We start from the raw sequence: 18,258 nt of genomic DNA, 5'->3' as shown, positions 1-18,258 counted from the left end.
GATGGAATCAAATATAGAATTGCTGGAGGAGGTGTAATATGTATAAGTATTTACATATTTTAAATGACATTGAAAATAAGATTCAAAATGGAGATATAAAAGAAGGAAAGAAATTACCGTCTATACGGTCACTCGTTACGCAATATGAATGTAATAAGGCAACAGTTATACGTGCGCTTCATGAATTAGAAAAGCGTCACATTATATATTCTGTCCCTCAAAGTGGATACTACGTTGTTAAGAAATCTGGGAGTACCATAGAAAATAACGAGATAATTGATTTCGCTTCTTCAGCACCAGATCCAGATGTTTTCCCATATTTAGATTTTCAGCATTGCATTAATAAGGCTATTGATACTTATAAAAATGATTTGTTCGTATACGGAACACCGAAAGGGTTACCATCTTTAATTCCAGTCATTCAAAAACAGTTGGCAAATTATCAAGTGTTCACGAAAGAAGACAATATTTTTATAACATCAGGTGTGCAGCAGGCGCTTGCTATATTAACTTCTATACCATTTCCGAATGGAAATGAAACTGTATTAATTGAACAGCCAACATATCATCTATATATTGATTATCTAGAAATAAATAAAGTTCCTGTAATCGGTATTAAACGTACGAATGAAGGTATCGATTTGAATGAATTGGAGCAAATATTTCAAACTGGAAAAATAAAATTCTTTTATACGATACCGAGATATCATCATCCGCTTGGAACTTCTTATTCTAAAGATGAGAAAGAAAAAATCGCACTATTGGCTAAGAAATACAATGTATTTATAGTGGAAGATGATTATTTAGCAGATTTAGAAACTGATTCAAAAGCAGATCCGTTATATAGCTTGGATAATTATAGTCATGTCATATATTTGAAAAGTTATTCGAAGATTATTTTTCCTGGTTTACGGGTTGGAGTTGCAGTCATCCCACCATCCATTGCAAATGCGTTCTATACATACAAAAAGATACTAGATATTGATAGTCCAATGATTTCTCAAGCGGCTTTAGAAATTTATATAAAGAGCGGTATGTTTGAACGTCATAAAAGTAAAATTAATTCTTCCTACTACAATAGATCAATAAAACTAGCAGAAACATTAGAAAAAGTGCAAAATGAAGATCAATCATTATTTACATATAATAGACAAAACACATTTGGAATACACACTTGTTTAGAAATGCAGAAAAACACAGTTACAGAAACACTTATACAAAAATTAGGTGACATGCAAATAAGTGTCGATACTATTGATAAGAATTATATGAGGAATTTTCCTAAAGAAAAATTATTAAAATTAAATGTTTCGAATGTAAAAGAAGATAAGATTGAAGAAGGTATTCGTAAAGTAATTGAGGAAATCAAGCAATTAAGACAGTTTAATTTTCAGTTTAGAAAAGAATAATTTGAATTAGGAGGTTCGTTGTGAGGCGCAAAATCATTCTCTTGTTTGTATGTAGCGCTATAGTGGCAGGTGCAATTGTTGTGATTACATATTATAAAAAAGAGGATCAATGCATAGCAGTTGCTAAGTATTCAAGAGGTATTATCGTAGATCAAAATAACGAACCTATATTTAATGTGAAAATATATGAAGATTCAATTGAAAGTAAGGAACGCAGTATTTCAAATGCACAAGGTGAATTTGAAATACTAGATGGGGTTTGTGGTGAGATTGTTTTACAATTAGTTACTCCTGATAGAGAAATCTATACGAGAAAATATGATAGGAAGTATATACCAGAAGTAATAAAGCTGAATTATAAAAATAAAAGTGAATAAGATGAAACCATTACAGAGAAAAGTAGCAGTTGTGGCCGGAGCAATTATATATGTAATTGGATAATTATATATTTTTTAAGAGCACTCTTAGCAAAGAGTGCTCTTTTTCATCAATGTAAATATTTACTTATCATCTTTTTAAAGTGATTTTTATCATAATTTACATATTGCATAGCTGTATTTCGTATTGGATCTCCAGCATAAAATCTTTCATACAATTCGTGTCTAGATCCTAAGGGGCTTCCGATGGTATCCCAGGCTAACTTAAATAATTTTGTGCGTTGTTCGGCATCTATATTAGTTCCTTTAAAGTACTTTTTCAATAAATCAGCTATAGGACTCTGGAAGTCATTTGAGCTCGAAGGAAGTTGAATGAACCCACCTGCTCCAATTAATTGTAAAATTTCTATTGCATGGGGATAATATTTGGAACCAAGATTCCTTGCAGTTTCGATATATTTAAAATTCGGCAAATAAGTTTTCGTTTCATTTGTAGTACCTTCAACTTCAGCAGCAATTAAAAGTGCGCGAATTGTTTCGATTTGCATAATTAATTCCCCAAGCTTCTCTTGAACATGCAAATAAGTAGTAGCACCGATCGCTTCAGCAATTTCACAAGCAATTGCAGTTATAAATTCTAGTTTTACTACTAATCGTACAATTGCTTGATGATAAGCTAAACTACTAGAAGCTATATCTGACTTTAATTTCCATAATGCTTCAGGGTTGTTATACAGTAAGACACGTTCCCATGGTACAAATACATTATCAAAGATTAATAGTGCATCCATTTCATCGTACTGTGAGCTAAGAGGGGAATCAACTGTACTTGAGTTTGCATTCGCAAATGGTTCTCTACAAACCATATGTAATCCAGGGGAATTGGCTGCCACAATGAGAAAGTGAGCTAAATCTTTTTGAGTATCAGTCAGTTTTGCTAATGGATAGATTAATAAATCATTTGAATAAGGAGAAGCAGTACCTACCATTTTTGCACCATTTAAATAAATTCCATCAGAAGTTTCCTTCGTAACTCTTAGTAACCCTAAATTTTTTGCATTCAATATTGATTCTGTAGAACGATTTATTTGTGGGTCACGTTGAACTACACTTAAAAACAAGTGATTATCTCTCGCTTTTTCATAATAAGATGTAATTTTATCTGGAAACTGTGCATCGAATTTTTTATAAAAATATCTTGATACGTACCAGCCAGTAAGTCTCGATCTTGCATAATCAGATAATCTACTCATTACACCGTCTGTAGCATAACTCCACGTTTCAAATGCAGTTCTTCTCATTAATAATTCATTATAGGAATTCGGAACTAAAAATGCAGTATGAACAAATTCTTTCGTTTTTGGGCTCACATATCCAATAGAATCTCTTCGTATGGGGTCATCAAACAATGTAAATAAATTAGAAATGGTACTTAATGTACCTGCAAAATGTTTGTCTGTAGTTACATCTACTTTTTGTCCATAGAGCCAAACGTTACGACCATCTTGTAAGCTCTTTATATAGTAATCCTTCAAATTTTGCATATTTCCTCCTTTTAAAGGCTACTCATATATTTGTACATCTTTTAATGGTGGGGAATATACGTGAAATGTTATTGCTGTTGAATCTGTAGCGTTATACATTTTATGCACAGTATCTTTTTTTACTGTGAAAATATTTCCCTCTGTAAACTCTTCAATCCGCTCGCTATTATTTTCGTACGTTATATTTTGTAGCGTACCATTGACTATTAGTATACATCCTACAGATATTCCGTGATCGTGCACAAAAGTCTTTGCTTTGCTGGGGAATTTTAATACTAAAATCTCTACAAATTCAGACTGATAGATAACGTTCCTTCCGTATTCAAGATTAACTGGTGAAGTAATAAAAGGAGATATTTTATGAAGTGAAATATTTAATGATTGAATAGCGTGTATTAAATTGACCGTATCGTAGTTACATAGGTTATTAAACGTTTTTTGTATGTTATGAATCAATTGCATGTAAAACTTCCTCCTAAGCATGTACAGTAAAAGAAAATCTAATCAAATATTATATAGTGAGTATTGAATTACATAATATTGTATTGAAACATTTCCAAAAAGTGACTTCTTTTACTTAGGAAGTTTATTCAATTTGAAAATTGTGGTAATTCGTTCCGTTAAAATGATATGCTTGAACTATATATTTTTTATCCCGTTAAATCCCGACTGGTGAGGGCTGATAATCAGTGAAGGATGAACAAAACCCCCACTGATTAAAGTTTCACTTTATTGGAAAGGTGATGAAATAAATGGCAGTTCTTTTAGTGGAAAATCTATATCAAATGTCTATTGTTTTACTGATTTTATGTTCATTTTGTTTTTATAGATATTTAAAGAAAATAAAAAGGGAAAGAAAGCTTACAGGTTTTGAAATTACGATGTATATCGTGACACAACTTGCGTATTTCATTTGGGCGGCAACAACTTTTCTTAAAATGTTATCAGAATAGTAATTTTAAAGTATTAGACGCTAAACAGAAATGTACAGGAGCATTAAAGGTATAAACTTGGGCAAGGGTAATTTATCATCTATTAGGTAAATAAATTTAGTCGAAATCTAGATGGATAACAATATTACTTATAACATCTTTATAAAAAGAGAGGATATAAATGGAACAATATAAGTTAATTGTAAAAGGGCCTAAACAACTTGAGTGGGAAACAAATGAAATTAAGGACATACAGGACGATGAAATTATCGTTAAAACAATCGCAGGAGCGATAAGCATTGAGGCCGAGTTACCACAGTATAATGGATCCGATGTTACAGATACGAATCCTTTTTATCCAAGAAAAACTGGATATGAAAGTTATGGTGAAGTGATTCAAGTTGGTAATAAAGTAACACATGTAAACGTAGGCGATAAAGTAGTTTCTTTTTATGGACATGAAACGATAGGGATAGTTAAGGGTTATAAAGTAATTCGAGTGCCTAGTTCTATACAACCTAAAGTTGCTTTATTATCTATTCTTTCGTGTGATGCCGCTAAAGGAGTATTGAAACTAAACCCGCGACAGGATGAAAAAGTACTTATAACTGGAATGGAAGTTATTGGTTTACTCGCTTGTTATTTCTTAAAATACTATGTAGGCGTTGAGCACGTGGATGTTGTTGAGCCTAATAAAAATAGAAAAGATTTTGCAAAGAAGTTTGGTGCGAAAAACATATATGATTCAGAAGAGAAAATAATAGAAACATATAATTATGGTTTTGAATGTTCTGCTACAAATAGTGGGTTCCATACTTTGCAAAAAGCTCTTAAAACTAATGGTGAAATATGTATACTGTCTGATGGTAATATAGAAGAACTAACATTAATTGCTAACTTTTATCAGAAAGAATTGCAAATCATTGGATCAAGTGACGGATACGATTATCAAAAGCATGCAGATTGGTTTTTTAAAGAAATAGGAAAAACACCATTTATAGAAGAGATCTTTCAACATGAAATACATTATACTTCACTCACAGAATGCTTTGATGAATTGAGTTTAGGGATAATTAAACCATTAAAAGTATATGTTTCATATGAATAACGAAAAAAATAAGCAAATATTTGTCACATACCTTACAAATGTTTCGTCACATTTATGATTACTAAATGAGGAGGAACATATATAAAAATATTTGTAGCAGGTGCAACTGGTGTAATAGGACGTTCTTTATTGCCAATGTTAATAAAAAATGGGCATACAGTTTTTGCGATGATCCGTAATACTTCGCAAGTAGAAGCAATGAAAAAGATTGGTGCCATACCAGTAATAGCTGATGTATTTAATAGAAAGGCTGTATTTTCTGTATTAGAAGAAACAAATCCCGATGTAGTTATTCATCAATTAACGTCATTGTCTTCATGGAATTTTGAGGATAATGCAAAAATTAGAACAAAAGGCACTCGTAACCTTGTCGATGCCGCTAAAAATGTAGGGGTACAGAAAATAATCGCTCAAAGTATTTCATGGGCGTATGAATCAGGGGATACATTTGCGACTGAAAAAGACTCACTACATATTACTGCTTCTATGCCTCGGCAAGTCACTGTTAATGGCATATTGAAATTAGAAAAAGCTGTTACTGAGTTACCTGAATCGGTTATACTTCGTTACGGCACATTATACGGACCAGGAACATGGTATGCGGAAAACGGATTAATAGCAAATCAAGTTCGTAATAATGAAATTATCGCATCAGACGGGATAAGCTCGTTTATACATGTTGAAGATGCTGCAAGAGCTACTATGCTAGCCCTTAATTGGCCTTCAGGAATCGTAAATATTGTAGATAATTATCCAGCAACTAGTAAAGAATGGTTACCAATATATGCAGCAGCGATAGGGGCACCTCAGCCTAAAGTTCAAGATGGGAAAAATAGTTGGGAAAGAGGAGCTTCCAATAATAAGGCACGTAAAGAGTATGGATGGACACCTTTATTTCCATCATGGTCTGAAGGATTTAACAACTTAATAGGTAAGTAAAACACACCTTTGATGGGAATGATAGTAAAATACACCATTAAAGGATTGGGTAGTTATGAATATAATTTTGGAAAGTATTATATTAACTTTTACTGGAATAATTGTTTTGAAAATGACAGGTAGTACATCTGTGAGCCAAATGACAAGAGCTGAAATCATTATAGTTGTATCAATTGGCCGTATTATTGTAGAACCTGTATTAAGTAGAAAAGTAGTCCCATCTATATTTGCGGCTATCATATTTGCAAGCATATTACTTATCATTCATTTCTTTGAATTGAAATCAAGGAAGGTGGAACAATTTTTAAATGGAAGTAGCATTATAATTGTTGAAAACGGAGAGATTGTAAAAGAGAATTTGATGCAGGCAAAAATGTCGGAACAACAACTTTATATGGAATTAAGAGAAAAAGGGATTCATGACGTAAAGAGTTTACAGCAAGTTACAGCGGAACCGAATGGTCGTATTGGTTATCAATTAATAAAAGAAGCACAACCAATAACTTTAGAAATGTTAGAAAAAGTATTAGATCGGTACAATATAAAAAGATAATTTCTCGTGAGAAAAAGCCAATACTATAACGTGAAGTGCACCCCAATTGTTAGACACAGTCTAACAATTGGAGGTGCATTTTTTATGGCTAAATTTTCTTCAAAAGAAAAAATCCAAGCGGTGAAACGATATTTAGATGGTACAGAAAGTGGAAAAACAATTGCTAAATCTATAGGAGTTAACCCTAGCGTACTTCGTGAGTGGATTAGACGATATGAGTCTTCAGGTGAAAAGGCCTTTGAAAAGTGCTATACATTCTACCCAGCCCAGTATAAACTAGATGTACTTTATTATATGAATGAACACGGGACATCTATCAGAGAAACAGCGGCACTTTTCAATATACCGTCTTATGAAACACTTCGGAAATGGAAAATAGCTTATGAAACAGGAGGATTGGATGCCCTACAATCAAAGAAAAAGGGGCGTCCAACCATGAAAGATAAAAAAATAAAACCAGTAGATGAAGGATCAATCGAAGCCTTACAAGCGGAAAATGAGCGTTTACGTATGGAAAATTCATATTTAAAAAAGTTGAATGCCTTAGTTCAAAACAAAGAAAAATCACCAAACAAGACAAAGCGCAAGTAATCTACGAGTTAAGGCATGAATTTCCTATCAAGGAGTTACTTCAACTCGCAAACATTCCACGTAGTACGTACTATTACTGGATGAAACATTTTAATCGTCCTGATCCAAATGCGGAGGTAAAAGAACTGATTCAAGCTATTTATAATGAACACGATGGGTGTTATGGTTATCGTCGTATTCGTGATGAACTTATGAATCGTGGACACAAAGTAAATCATAAAAAAGTGTATCGTCTTATGAAAGAATTAGGGTTAAAATGTCTGGTTCGTATGAAAAAATATCGCTCTTACAAAGGGACAGTTGGGAAAATTGCACCAAATATTTTAAATCGCAACTTCCAAGCTGAAAAACCAAATGAAAAGTGGGTTACAGATATTACGGAGTTTAAGTTATTTGGGGAGAAGTTATACCTATCACCAATGTTGGATTTATTTAATGGTGAAATTATCACGTATACAATTGGTTCAAGACCGACCTATTCCCTTGTTTCAACGATGTTGGACCAAGCCCTTTATTGTGTAACCGATCCGGATAAACTCCTCATTCACTCTGATCAAGGTTGGCACTATCAAATGAAACAATACCGTCATTCTCTTAAGAATTGTGGCATAACTCAAAGTATGTCTCGCAAAGGAAACTGTTATGACAATGCCGTTATTGAAAATTTCTTCGGTATCATGAAATCGGAATTTCTGTATCGAAAAGAATTTGAAAGTATAACACATTTCAAACAAGAGTTAGCAAAGTATATAGAATACTATAATCATAAAAGAATTAAGGCAAAATTAAAGGGTATGAGCCCAGTACAATACCGGGCTCATACCCTAGAGGCTGCCTAATGAAACGACCTGTCTAACTTTCGGGGGTCACTTCAACGGAAGTATTGGCTTTTTTATTTTTCTACAAACGTAAGGATTAATAAAATAGGGTGGATTTTAAACCAATCATTATAATAGATATAGGCTTTTAATTGTGCTATATTCAATGGACTTATAGTGAATGTGGTAAAAAACTAATTTGGCATAGGTAGACGCAGCGTTAAAATTTATAAGTTTTTAATGTGATACTAAAAATGGATTGAAAATAAGGAGATAGATACATAATGGAATTTTGGGAATCAAGTTTTATCGAAAAACAAACGATGTGGGGATTTGAACCTACAGAATCTGCAATTTTGACAAAAGATTTTTTTCTTGAAAAGAACGTTAAGAATATATTAGTTCCGGGTATTGGATATGGAAGAAATGCAAAGGTTTTTATCGATAATGGTATAAATGTAACAGGTATTGAAATTTCGAAAACAGCGATCGATTTAGCAAGAGAAAACGGACTAGAAGATGTTAGTATGTATCACGGTTCAGTAAACGAAATGCCTTTTGATAATAAACTGTATGATGGGATATTTAGTCATGCACTTCTTCATTTGTTGAATGAACAGGAAAGAGAGAAATTTATTGAAGATTGTTATAATCAGTTAAAACCAGGCGGATATATGGTTTTTACAGCTGTTTCTAAAAAAGCTCCCATGTACGGAAAAGGAAAACAGTTGGATAAAGATTATTATGAGATAATGGAAGGTGTAAAAATGTTCTTTTATGATTCTGAATCTATAAAAAAAGATTTTAATCAATATAGATTAGTAAAAGTTTCGGAAATTGATGAACCAAATAAGAACATGGCAAATAAACCTTCAATCAATTTCTTAATGATAAAATGTAAGAAAGAACGATAACTAAAAGTTATTAAGAATGATTAAAGATGTTTATATATTGATTATGCACAAATAAAAAGGACAAGCATATAATATAAATACCTTTTAACTTTAAGTAACCTTAACTTTCGTTAATAGGGTATCTCAAAATCCCCAAAAGAGCACTTGCGGAAACAAGTGCTCTTTTATTTTTTTGTTTCATAAATATTTATACTTGCAAATTTCGTGCAATAAAAATAAATCTGAGAGAAATAACCATATCTTTATTATACGATTATTTCTGAACTACAAACGTTATAGCATTTGTTTTTAATTGAATGTGTCTTTCATTACGAACTATATTATAAGCTAATTCTTTTATTTCAACTTTTACTTCTTTCCATCTTTTATAAATGCTTTTTAATAGACGTATCATTTCTTCGGTTGGGAGATTAATTTCAATTAAAGCTTTTACTTCTTCATTCGTTTTTAAAACAATTTCTTGTATGTTAGAGTTAATAATTAAACAATTAATACCGCCGTTTTTTGTCCCTTGTTTCATAGAATGGAGCACTTTTTTAAAAGCTTCTTTTGATTTAACATGCTCTAAACTTGATACTGCAACGATATAATCATAAGCGTTAGAGTCAATATGATAGTTTTCAATTTCTGCTTGTTCTGTTTTTATAACCTCGAATACATCATGTTCTTTACTATAAATTTTTAGCTTTGTTAAAGCGGAATCAAGTAAATCAACACATGTAACAGTGCCATTATAATTTTTTATTATTTGTGCAATTGGAATGCTATTTCTACCGACGCCAGATCCAAGGTCAAGTACTTGTAATTTGTTTTGCCCTTCAAAGTAGTTCATTAAGTCCATAACTGTTTTAACCGGTTTATAAAGCCAAGAGCCAGCTTCAAACAATTTATATTGTTCATAGCAAAGATCGTGATATTTCTTTTCTTCTTGTCTTATGTAATCGATACGGTTCATATTGTTTCAGTTCCAATATTTTTATTACAAAATGAATAGGTGGGGCAGCCTTTAACATTTGTTTGAATTCGAAAAATACCACCAGCATGTGGATACTCTTTTAATTCGTCATCAGTCATTCTTGTTCTTGCTGTGGTGATATATAAATCTGTTAAATTAGGTCCTCCAAATGTACATGATGTTACATATAACGCAGGAATTGGAATGCTTAATATTTGTTCTCCAGTAGATGGATTCCATCTAGTTATTTTTGAACCTCCCCAATGTGCAATCCATAAACAACCTTCTTCGTCAATTGTCATACCATCAGGTAGACCATCATTTTCAGAGAAAATGATTACATCACTTGGATTATGAATTTCTCCAGTAAGTATATTATATTGATAGCGAACCACTTTTTTAGTAGGTGTATCTATAAAGTAAAAGTATGTATGATCAGGTGACCAAGCAATTCCATTTGATGTATTTACATGTGAAACTTTTTTCTCTACACTTAAATTATGATGTAAACAATACAAGGAACCTACAGCATTCATACCGTATGTATCTGTAGAACCTGCCCAGAAACGACCAGCTGGATCACATTTTCCATCATTGAAACGATTTTCTATTAAATGTGGTTCAGGGTCAAAAATATGTGTCAGTTTTTCGGTATTTACATTAATAGAATAAAAGCCTTTTTCCATAGCTAAGAGTAGTACATCCTCTAAATATGGAACAACACAGCCAATTTTTTGATTGAGTGCAATTACTCGGTTCGTATTAGCGGTAGGATTGTATATGCATAATTTTCTCTCCATAATATCAACCCAATATAAAAGTTGCTTTTTTTCATTCCAACATGGTCCTTCAGCTAAACTTGCTTTAGCATCTAAAACTAATTCTATATCACTGAACAAGATGTTCACCTCGCGTTATAAGATATTAATATAATTCGATAAGAATAGAGGTAAACCTTTTAGTCAGAGGATATTAAGATTTATACTGTAGAAAAATGACCTTCTCACAAGTGATTAAAAAAGTGTATAAACAAGGAGAGGAAAATGCATATGATGTTTTACGAAATTGTTTGCTTTTCTTGTAAAAATATATTTCGTGTTTACGAAGGTAGTGAAAAATATAAGCGATTTAAAGAGAAACCAAAAGGGGTATATTGTTGTGATGAGTGTAGTCACAAAATTCAATTAGAAGCGATAAAGAATTTTTTTAGGTAATTAAACTAAAATTCCGGAAATCATAACTTAATTATTATTTTAGAAGATTTTTTAAGAATAATGTCTAAATATAGAATGTAAATAAAGATGAAGTATACACAAAACAATTCGTTTAATCGATAAGTATATATTATGAAAATTGAGTTATAAAAAAAACGGCAAGCTAGAATTCGCTTGCCGTTTTTTTATAGTTTTGTATGTATTTGTATACCTTTTGCTTTTTCTTTTTCGTTCTTTACGCGTACAATTAAATTATAAGATCCAGATTTTGGTGCTTCAAAAGAAAGTAAACCTTCTTTTTGAGAGGTGACTTCTTCTTCGTAAATGACCTTATCGTCTTTAGTGATTTGTAATAAAATTGTACCCTCTTCAACGGTTGCATCAAAAGGGAATTGTACATTTCCTTGTTCAGTTTTGATCGTTTGTACATCGTAATACCCTTTCAGGGAGCCAATGTTTAAAGTTGTTTCGCCGTTTTTTTGAACCTTGGTGACTTTTACTGCTGTATTACCACATGCGCTTAATAATACAACAAGAGTTAGAATGAGAAATAAACGTAGTAATTTCATAGTGATCCCCTTTTTATCATTATAAAATTTTTCCAATGCGTAAATTAGTTTATCATTTTTTTATAAACAAATATATATATTAAAACTAAAAGTTGTTATTTAGTGATAATCTCTTATATACCATTTGGTTTCTATTAGTCTAAGAAACTTCAGTACATGTTGAATATTCAATTAATAATATGTTATAGGAGTTAAATATTTTATCTTACTATTAGATTACTTGAATAAAAAGAAAACACCGAAAGTATATATAAAAGCAGGTACTTTCAGTGTTTTCTTTTTTACTATCGTGAATACATTTTCGGACATTCATCACCACTTGGTTCATAAAAACAATGGCTTTTAAACTGTCCTACAAATGGCTGGTTATACCATTCAGGTGAACAAGCTCCAACTGGACGGAAATACCAAAGTGCCCATCGTGCGGGCTAGCGCCATTCACCTTGCAAAACTTTTCGTGCGATTTCTTTTTCTGATTCACGAGCGCGTTGGTAAAAATACCCGTATTGTACTGCTTCGAATCCGCCGGGGCTTTGATATACAGCGTCGCGTACGGTACGGAGTTGTTTGAAATCTAAGCAATCACAAAATACACGGTTTACTACAACGCATCCAACTAACTCCTCACCTTGGCGACCTTCGCCTTCAGCTTCAGCACGAATTAAACGAGCTAGTAAATCAACATCACTTTCGTTGTATGGAATAAGGGGCATAGCAATACCACCTTTCTGTTATAGTAAAGATTGTATGTTATAAAACAATCTGCGTGCTTTTTTACATAAAAATAATATTAACTTTAAGAGGAGCTTGTATAAAAAAAGCTAATTAGTAATAGTAGATAAATATAAAAGGGAGAGGTATTATGTATCGAATTCATAAAGACCATATCATTTACTCAATGTCACCAGATAATCAGCCTTGTATCGAAGTAGAAATAGGGAGTCGTCTTGTATTTGAAACATATGATTGCTTTGAAAATCAAATTGATTCTGAAGATGTTGCGTTTCAAGAATTAGATTGGAACCGAATTAATCCAGCGACTGGTCCAGTATTTATTAATGGTGCAGAACCTGGTGATATATTAGTCGTAACGATTGAAAAAATTAAAATTGCAGAGCAGGGCGTTTTAACTACAGGTGCAAACCTTGGTGTAATGGGGGATGAGTTAAATGAAAATACAGTGAAAATTGTCCCAATACATAACGAACATGTTTTGTTTTCAAGTGAACTACAAATCCCGATTAATCCAATGATTGGTGTTATTGGTACTGCGCCGAAAGAAGAGAGCATTTCATGTGGCACCCCGCATGATCATGGTGGAAATATGGATTGTAAAGAGATAAAAGAAGGGACGACATTGCTATTACCTGTAAATGTTCCTGGTGCTCTATTAGCATTAGGCGATTTACACGCAGCGATGGGGGATGGTGAAATTGGTGTTAGTGGTGTAGAGGTTGCTGGTGAGGTAACTGTAACAGTTCAAATTATAAAAGAAAAGAAATGGCCGTTACCAATGGCTATTCAAAAAGAAAAAATGATGACGATTGCTTCAGAGAAATTGTTAGATGATGCAGCAAATCGTGCTGTACGTAATATGGTGACATTTTTACATGAAGAATTAGCAATGTCTAAAGCTGATGCAACTCTTTTATTATCGGCAGCAGGTAATTTAAAAGTTTGCCAAGTTGTGGATCCGCTGAAAACAGCGCGTATGGAACTAGGAATGGATTATGTGGAGAAACTAGGATTTACTTTTAGTAAATTTCATATTAAATAGATAAGGGACGAAAAAGGATACTTTTGTATAAAAGCATCCTTTTTTAATTTACTGATTTTGTGAAAAGAGGTAGTATTTATTTTATATAAGTATATTTGAGATTGTGCATTAAAAAGGAGTTCAATAATGGTCAAAATTATGATTGTAGAAGACGATATGAAAATTGCAGAACTATTATCGACACATGTTGCGAAATATGGTTATCAAGGAGTTATTGTATCGGACTTTCAAAATGTATTAAACATTTTTTTAGAAGAACAACCAGAGTTAGTTTTATTAGATATTAATTTACCGAGTTTTGATGGGTACTTTTGGTGTCGTCAAATTCGGGGAGTTTCAACATGTCCGATACTATTCATTTCGGCCCGTGAAGGCACGATGGATCAAGTTATGGCGTTAGAAAACGGTGGCGATGATTTTATTCCGAAGCCTTTTCATTATGAAGTTGTAGTGGCGAAAATTCGTAGTCATTTAAGACGTGCATATGGAGATTATGCACCGAAATTAGAAGAACGAATGATTGAACAACAAGGTCTTTGTTTATATCCCGAAAGACTTGTATTGAAACTTAGAAATGACGAGATTGATATAACGAGAAACGAAGCCATTTTATTAGAGACATTAATGAAAAATTATCCGCGTGTTGTGAGTAGAGAAGTGTTACTTAATAAATTATGGGATAGTGAATCTTATGTTGATGATAATACATTAAGTGTAAATACAACACGTGTGCGTAAAAAGTTACAAATGTTGCATATAGAAGGTGCGATTGAAACAATTCGTAGTGTTGGATATAGATTTCATATTACTTGGGATAATGGTATAGAAAAATGATAAGGTTGTTTATACGTGATCATATACCACTTATTTGCTTTACCATAATTCAACTACTAGCTATATTTCTCGTATATTGGTTTGATGGGCATAATCATATTACAACGGCGTTATATGCAATGTTTCTAGGTGTTTTCTTTATGGGAAGTTATTTAATGTTTCGTTATTTTACACATCGTTCTTTTTATGAGCGCTTAGCAAACCCCATGCAATCTTTGGATGAATCTGTTCAAAAATCTGATTTTGCAGCTGTATCGGCTGCTCTTCAAGAATTACTTGAGGTGCAATATAGACATTATCAAAATCAGCTGCAAATGCAAGAGAGAAAAAATAATGACCATTTAACCTTTATGAATCAGTGGATCCATCAAATGAAAACACCTTTATCTGTAATAGAATTAATTACACAGGATGAAGTAGATTCACGTTTTGAAAGTATAAATGAGGAAACTGATCGATTAAAAAAGGGATTAGAAATGGCTCTGTATGTCGCACGTTTAGAAGCGTTTACACAAGACTTTTATGTAGAAAGGGTACAACTACATAAAATAGTGAATGATTCGGTACATGAACATAAACGATTCTTTATCCGGAATTTTGTATATCCAGAGCTTGAAATTGATAAGGATATTACTGTAGAAAGTGATGTGAAATGGTTACAATTTTTAATTGGGCAAATACTATCGAATGCGATTAAATATTCATCAGGAAGTAGAGAAAAGATTAAAGTGAAAGCTTGTAAGGAAGGTAATACCGTTATACTTGAAATTGCTGATAATGGCGTAGGTATACCGAAGCAAGATTTACCAAGAGTCTTCAAACCTTTCTTTACAGGAGAAAACGGTAGAGGTTTTAAAGAATCAACAGGAATGGGGCTATATCTTGTATATGAAATTACAAAACAATTAGGTCATAGTGTAGAGATTCATTCAGAAGTTGATAAAGGTACGGCAGTACGAGTAATATTTTTTAATGTGTAAAAATTGATCAAGGCTAAAGAACTTTGGAGATAAGTTTTTTAGCCTTGTTTTGTATTTTTTTTAAAGTTTTCATATGAATAAACGATACAAATTAGTAAAAATTAAAGATACGAGCACATGAAATTGTAGAAATGAAAAATAATGGTTTTTGTAGTACAAATAATAATATTTACGCATACAGTATTATCATGGTACAATATGGTTACTAATGACGGAAAGGAATGATGGGTGGACGATGATTAACTAATCTTATTTTTAAATGTTGAAATTCAATAAATTTCAATTTCTAAAAAATAGGATTAGTCTGCCCAATTTCCATAGAACGGTATTGCTATTTATGTTACGTAATAGCTTATTTGGGTGTAAATATTTTAACGACTAATCCTGCCAAATTTATTTGGGAGGATTTTTTTATTCTCCCTTAATGAAAGGGATCGGTATTATGAAAGAACTATTAAAATTAAATGATGTTTATGTTGAAATAAAAGAAAATATGTTGTTAGAGAAAATGAATGTGACAGTAAAACAAGGGGATGTTATCGGATTAATTGGTAAAAACGGTGCTGGTAAATCAACGTTACTTCAATTAATAAATGGAAAGATTGAGCCTTCAAAAGGGATTGTTGAATGGCAGCAAATGAATATGACAACCGCATATGTTGAGCAAGAAATAGAATCTTTTATTAGTAATGATGTAATTGCAAAAGAAGCAGAACTTCTTGCGAAATGGGGCGTGCCAACGAACGATTTTCATACTTTAAGTGGTGGTGAAAAGCTGAAAATTCGATTAGCAAAAGGATTTGCTGAAAATCCTAATGTCTTAATATTAGACGAACCGACAAATCATTTAGATGAGATCAGTACGGGATTTCTCATTAAACAAATAAAAAACATGAAAGGTACAGTTATTGTTGTATCGCATGATCGATATTTTTTAGATGTTGTCGCAACAAAAATATGGTCAATTGAGGACAAAAAATTAATTGAGCATAGTGGTAATTATACGAGCTACATGAAAGCACGTGAGCAAAGAAGGAAGTCGCAGCAGCGTGAATATGAAAAGCAGCAAAAAAAGATAGAACAAGTAGAAACACATATAAAAGAATTGAGTTCATGGTCACAAAAGGCACACGCGCAGTCTACAAAACAAGAAGGTGTGAAAGAATTCTATCGTGTAAAAGCGAAGCGAATGGATGCACAAGTGAAGTCAAAACGAAAACGACTTGAAAAAGAGCTGGAGAAAGCGAAAGTAGAACGTGTGAAAGAAGAGTATTCAGTTGAGTTTTCTATTCAAGCGAACAAAAAAGTAGGAAAACGTTTTTTAGAAGTGAAGCAATTAAAAAAAGACTTTCATGGGAAAGTATTATTTGAAAACGTTAATTTTACAATTCAGCACGGTGAGAAAGTTGCGATTGTTGGACCAAATGGTAGTGGGAAAACAACATTACTGAAGATGATTATGGGAACGGAAACTGCTGAAGGAGAAATATGGATTTCACCTTCAGCAAACATCGGCTATTTAACACAAGAAGTTTTTGATTTACCGCTTGATAAAACACCAGAAAATTTATTTTTTAAAGAGACGTTTGAAGAAAGAGGAAAAGTCCAAAATTTAATGAAACATTTAGGGTTCCAGGCGTCTCAATGGAAAGAGCCGATTGAGCATATGAGTATGGGAGAAAGAGTAAAGTGTAAGCTAATGGCTTATATTTTAGATGAAAAAGATGTACTCATTTTAGACGAACCGACGAATCACTTGGATCTACCTTCACGTGAACAACTTGAAAATACATTAGCTGAGTATAACGGAACATTAGTAATTGTATCTCACGATCGATATTTTCTTGAGAAAACAACTAACACAAAACTCGTGTTTTCAAACAATACGATACAAAAGCAGCTAGAAGAACCTACTAAAACAAGAGATGATATTGAAGAGCTACGTTTAACGTTAGAAACAGAGAGACAAGAAGTATTAGGAAAATTAAGCTTTTTAACTTCTAAAGACAAAGAATATAAAGCACTGGATGAACGGTTTATGGAACTTACGAAGCAGATTAAGGAGCTATAACGTAAGTAAGGGGGATTAACATGGGAGAAGAGAGATTCACTAAGTTATTTAAAATAGATTGTAGAGATATATACTTGCAAGAGTTTACTGTCAAAGATGCAGAGAGTATTTATAAAATAGCAAATCAACCGGAAATAGCAAAATTTTTACCAGACTGGAAATCAACGAAAGAACAAAGGGTGGATTGGATTGCAGATTATGAAATACCAGCAAACAAAGCATTTCTTGATGCAGTGAAAACTACGAATAACATAGATAATCATATGTTAAAGCTAGGAATATTTAAGAAAGCTACAAATCAACTCATTGGATGGTGCTGCACAGGTATGAAAGAAGAACTCGCTTCACCAAACAGAGAGATAATGTATGCTATCTCAAATGAATATCAAAATCATGGCCATGCTACAAAAGCGACTAAAGGTTTAATTGACTATTTGTTTAAAGAAACAAATTTAAATGTCCTTAACGCAATTGCTTTAATTAACAATGTAGCATCAAATAAAGTTATTGAAAAATGCGGGTTTATTTATAAGAGCCAACAGAGGATAGAAAATCAAATATATAATCATTATATATTGAGAAAATCTGAGTGGATAAAAATATAACGTTTGGTAGTAAAAGACCGATAGCAATCGGTCTTTTCTCATTTATATAATAAAGATTTATTATACAT

19 protein-coding genes and 1 pseudogene are annotated in these 18,258 nt (G+C 32.4%); 14 read left to right on the top strand and 6 right to left on the bottom strand.

Going from position 1 to position 18,258, the window contains the following annotated elements; all coding sequences use genetic code 11:
* Positions 1-38 precede the first annotated feature (38 nt).
* The gene (locus F3I02_RS20215; protein ID WP_065228875.1) at positions 39-1,409 is read left to right on the top strand and encodes an aminotransferase-like domain-containing protein; all 1,371 of its coding nucleotides are present in this window, start codon (positions 39-41) and stop codon (positions 1,407-1,409) included.
* A 20-nt stretch (positions 1,410-1,429) separates the two neighbouring features.
* Positions 1,430-1,786 (top strand): hypothetical protein, encoded by a 357-nt coding sequence (locus F3I02_RS20210; protein ID WP_001253116.1) that lies wholly within the window; start codon positions 1,430-1,432, stop codon positions 1,784-1,786.
* 110 nt (positions 1,787-1,896) lie between these two features.
* Here the strand turns inward: F3I02_RS20210 and F3I02_RS20205 are convergent, their stop codons facing one another.
* Together F3I02_RS20205 and F3I02_RS20200 are read right to left on the bottom strand one after the other, a co-directional pair.
* Complete coding sequence (locus F3I02_RS20205) at positions 1,897-3,330, bottom strand: 4-hydroxyphenylacetate 3-hydroxylase family protein (protein WP_196478327.1); 1,434 nt, start codon at positions 3,328-3,330, stop codon at positions 1,897-1,899.
* Positions 3,331-3,348: 18 nt separating this feature from the next.
* Positions 3,349-3,792, bottom strand: a complete 444-nt coding sequence (locus F3I02_RS20200; protein ID WP_001176002.1) for a cysteine dioxygenase — start codon at positions 3,790-3,792, stop codon at positions 3,349-3,351.
* 290 nt (positions 3,793-4,082) lie between these two features.
* Here F3I02_RS20200 and F3I02_RS20195 point away from each other — a divergent pair, with 290 nt between their 5' ends.
* The 6 genes from F3I02_RS20195 (at position 4,083) to F3I02_RS20170 (ending at position 9,185) form a co-directional block, all read left to right on the top strand.
* Positions 4,083-4,283, top strand: coding sequence for a hypothetical protein (locus F3I02_RS20195; RefSeq protein WP_000279697.1), 201 nt, complete (start codon positions 4,083-4,085; stop codon positions 4,281-4,283).
* A 160-nt stretch (positions 4,284-4,443) separates the two neighbouring features.
* The gene (locus tag F3I02_RS20190; RefSeq protein WP_196478326.1) at positions 4,444-5,370 is read left to right on the top strand and encodes a zinc-dependent alcohol dehydrogenase; all 927 of its coding nucleotides are present in this window, start codon (positions 4,444-4,446) and stop codon (positions 5,368-5,370) included.
* Between the two features lie 81 nt (positions 5,371-5,451).
* A complete protein-coding gene (locus F3I02_RS20185) occupies positions 5,452-6,309 on the top strand; it encodes an NAD-dependent epimerase/dehydratase family protein (protein ID WP_072938510.1) in 858 nt (285 codons plus the stop codon).
* A 55-nt stretch (positions 6,310-6,364) separates the two neighbouring features.
* A complete protein-coding gene (locus F3I02_RS20180; RefSeq protein WP_001021414.1) occupies positions 6,365-6,862 on the top strand; it encodes a DUF421 domain-containing protein in 498 nt (165 codons plus the stop codon).
* Positions 6,863-6,946: 84 nt separating this feature from the next.
* A protein-coding gene (locus F3I02_RS20175) for an IS3-like element ISBth10 family transposase (protein ID WP_085960089.1) occupies positions 6,947-8,292 on the top strand; the annotation gives its coding sequence in 2 pieces (ribosomal slippage) (positions 6,947-7,388 and positions 7,388-8,292; 1,347 coding nt in all).
* Positions 8,293-8,555: 263 nt separating this feature from the next.
* Positions 8,556-9,185 (top strand): class I SAM-dependent methyltransferase, encoded by a 630-nt coding sequence (locus tag F3I02_RS20170; RefSeq protein ID WP_196478325.1) that lies wholly within the window; start codon positions 8,556-8,558, stop codon positions 9,183-9,185.
* 253 nt (positions 9,186-9,438) lie between these two features.
* Here F3I02_RS20170 and F3I02_RS20165 read toward each other — a convergent pair whose 3' ends face one another.
* Both F3I02_RS20165 and F3I02_RS20160 read right to left on the bottom strand, forming a co-directional pair.
* Complete coding sequence (locus tag F3I02_RS20165) at positions 9,439-10,140, bottom strand: class I SAM-dependent methyltransferase (RefSeq protein WP_001079457.1); 702 nt, start codon at positions 10,138-10,140, stop codon at positions 9,439-9,441.
* Positions 10,137-11,039, bottom strand: coding sequence for an SMP-30/gluconolactonase/LRE family protein (locus tag F3I02_RS20160; protein ID WP_196478324.1), 903 nt, complete (start codon positions 11,037-11,039; stop codon positions 10,137-10,139). The genes F3I02_RS20165 and F3I02_RS20160 overlap by 4 nt, the downstream gene beginning before the upstream one ends.
* 144 nt (positions 11,040-11,183) lie before the next feature.
* Between F3I02_RS20160 and F3I02_RS20155 the strand changes: the two genes are divergently transcribed.
* On the top strand, positions 11,184-11,354 hold the full coding sequence (locus tag F3I02_RS20155) for a DUF2197 domain-containing protein (protein WP_000551046.1): 171 nt from the start codon (positions 11,184-11,186) through the stop codon (positions 11,352-11,354).
* 185 nt (positions 11,355-11,539) lie between these two features.
* Here F3I02_RS20155 and F3I02_RS20150 read toward each other — a convergent pair whose 3' ends face one another.
* Together F3I02_RS20150 and F3I02_RS20145 are read right to left on the bottom strand one after the other, a co-directional pair.
* On the bottom strand, positions 11,540-11,923 hold the full coding sequence (locus F3I02_RS20150; RefSeq protein ID WP_000771814.1) for a BA_1872 family lipoprotein: 384 nt from the start codon (positions 11,921-11,923) through the stop codon (positions 11,540-11,542).
* A gap of 284 nt (positions 11,924-12,207) precedes the next feature.
* A pseudogene (locus F3I02_RS20145) lies at positions 12,208-12,636 on the bottom strand (cell wall hydrolase).
* Between the two features lie 149 nt (positions 12,637-12,785).
* On the opposite strand from F3I02_RS20145, the gene F3I02_RS20140 reads away from it, so the two are divergent.
* The 5 genes from F3I02_RS20140 to F3I02_RS20120 all read left to right on the top strand — a co-directional run bounded on the left by F3I02_RS20140 (position 12,786) and on the right by F3I02_RS20120 (position 18,190).
* Complete coding sequence (locus tag F3I02_RS20140; RefSeq protein ID WP_131250842.1) at positions 12,786-13,700, top strand: acetamidase/formamidase family protein; 915 nt, start codon at positions 12,786-12,788, stop codon at positions 13,698-13,700.
* 126 nt (positions 13,701-13,826) lie between these two features.
* On the top strand, positions 13,827-14,534 hold the full coding sequence (locus F3I02_RS20135) for a response regulator transcription factor (RefSeq protein ID WP_131250844.1): 708 nt from the start codon (positions 13,827-13,829) through the stop codon (positions 14,532-14,534).
* On the top strand, positions 14,531-15,514 hold the full coding sequence (locus tag F3I02_RS20130) for a sensor histidine kinase (protein WP_131250845.1): 984 nt from the start codon (positions 14,531-14,533) through the stop codon (positions 15,512-15,514). Before F3I02_RS20135 ends, F3I02_RS20130 begins: the two co-directional genes overlap by 4 nt.
* 442 nt (positions 15,515-15,956) lie before the next feature.
* On the top strand, positions 15,957-17,585 hold the full coding sequence (abc-f, locus tag F3I02_RS20125) for a ribosomal protection-like ABC-F family protein (RefSeq protein WP_002164032.1): 1,629 nt from the start codon (positions 15,957-15,959) through the stop codon (positions 17,583-17,585).
* 20 nt (positions 17,586-17,605) lie between these two features.
* Complete coding sequence (locus F3I02_RS20120; RefSeq protein WP_000503534.1) at positions 17,606-18,190, top strand: GNAT family N-acetyltransferase; 585 nt, start codon at positions 17,606-17,608, stop codon at positions 18,188-18,190.
* Positions 18,191-18,258 lie beyond the last annotated feature (68 nt).

Origin of the sequence: Bacillus sp. SRB3LM (assembly GCF_015712745.1) — a bacterium.
Taxonomy (GTDB): Bacteria; Bacillota; Bacilli; order Bacillales; family Bacillaceae_G; genus Bacillus_A; species Bacillus_A thuringiensis_K.
This window is presented reverse-complemented; position numbering and strand designations above follow the sequence as displayed.

Coding starts and splice junctions, on each gene's coding strand:
- F3I02_RS20180 (WP_001021414.1), top strand. CDS start 6,365: ATGAATATAATTTTGGAAAGTATTATATTAACTTTTACTGGAATAATT.
- F3I02_RS20205 (WP_196478327.1), bottom strand. CDS start 3,330: ATGCAAAATTTGAAGGATTACTATATAAAGAGCTTACAAGATGGTCGT.
- F3I02_RS20120 (WP_000503534.1), top strand. CDS start 17,606: ATGGGAGAAGAGAGATTCACTAAGTTATTTAAAATAGATTGTAGAGAT.
- F3I02_RS20150 (WP_000771814.1), bottom strand. CDS start 11,923: ATGAAATTACTACGTTTATTTCTCATTCTAACTCTTGTTGTATTATTA.
- F3I02_RS20130 (WP_131250845.1), top strand. CDS start 14,531: ATGATAAGGTTGTTTATACGTGATCATATACCACTTATTTGCTTTACC.
- F3I02_RS20155 (WP_000551046.1), top strand. CDS start 11,184: ATGCATATGATGTTTTACGAAATTGTTTGCTTTTCTTGTAAAAATATA.
- abc-f (WP_002164032.1), top strand. CDS start 15,957: ATGAAAGAACTATTAAAATTAAATGATGTTTATGTTGAAATAAAAGAA.
- F3I02_RS20140 (WP_131250842.1), top strand. CDS start 12,786: ATGTATCGAATTCATAAAGACCATATCATTTACTCAATGTCACCAGAT.
- F3I02_RS20200 (WP_001176002.1), bottom strand. CDS start 3,792: ATGCAATTGATTCATAACATACAAAAAACGTTTAATAACCTATGTAAC.
- F3I02_RS20215 (WP_065228875.1), top strand. CDS start 39: ATGTATAAGTATTTACATATTTTAAATGACATTGAAAATAAGATTCAA.
- F3I02_RS20135 (WP_131250844.1), top strand. CDS start 13,827: ATGGTCAAAATTATGATTGTAGAAGACGATATGAAAATTGCAGAACTA.
- F3I02_RS20190 (WP_196478326.1), top strand. CDS start 4,444: ATGGAACAATATAAGTTAATTGTAAAAGGGCCTAAACAACTTGAGTGG.
- F3I02_RS20195 (WP_000279697.1), top strand. CDS start 4,083: ATGGCAGTTCTTTTAGTGGAAAATCTATATCAAATGTCTATTGTTTTA.
- F3I02_RS20165 (WP_001079457.1), bottom strand. CDS start 10,140: ATGAACCGTATCGATTACATAAGACAAGAAGAAAAGAAATATCACGAT.
- F3I02_RS20170 (WP_196478325.1), top strand. CDS start 8,556: ATGGAATTTTGGGAATCAAGTTTTATCGAAAAACAAACGATGTGGGGA.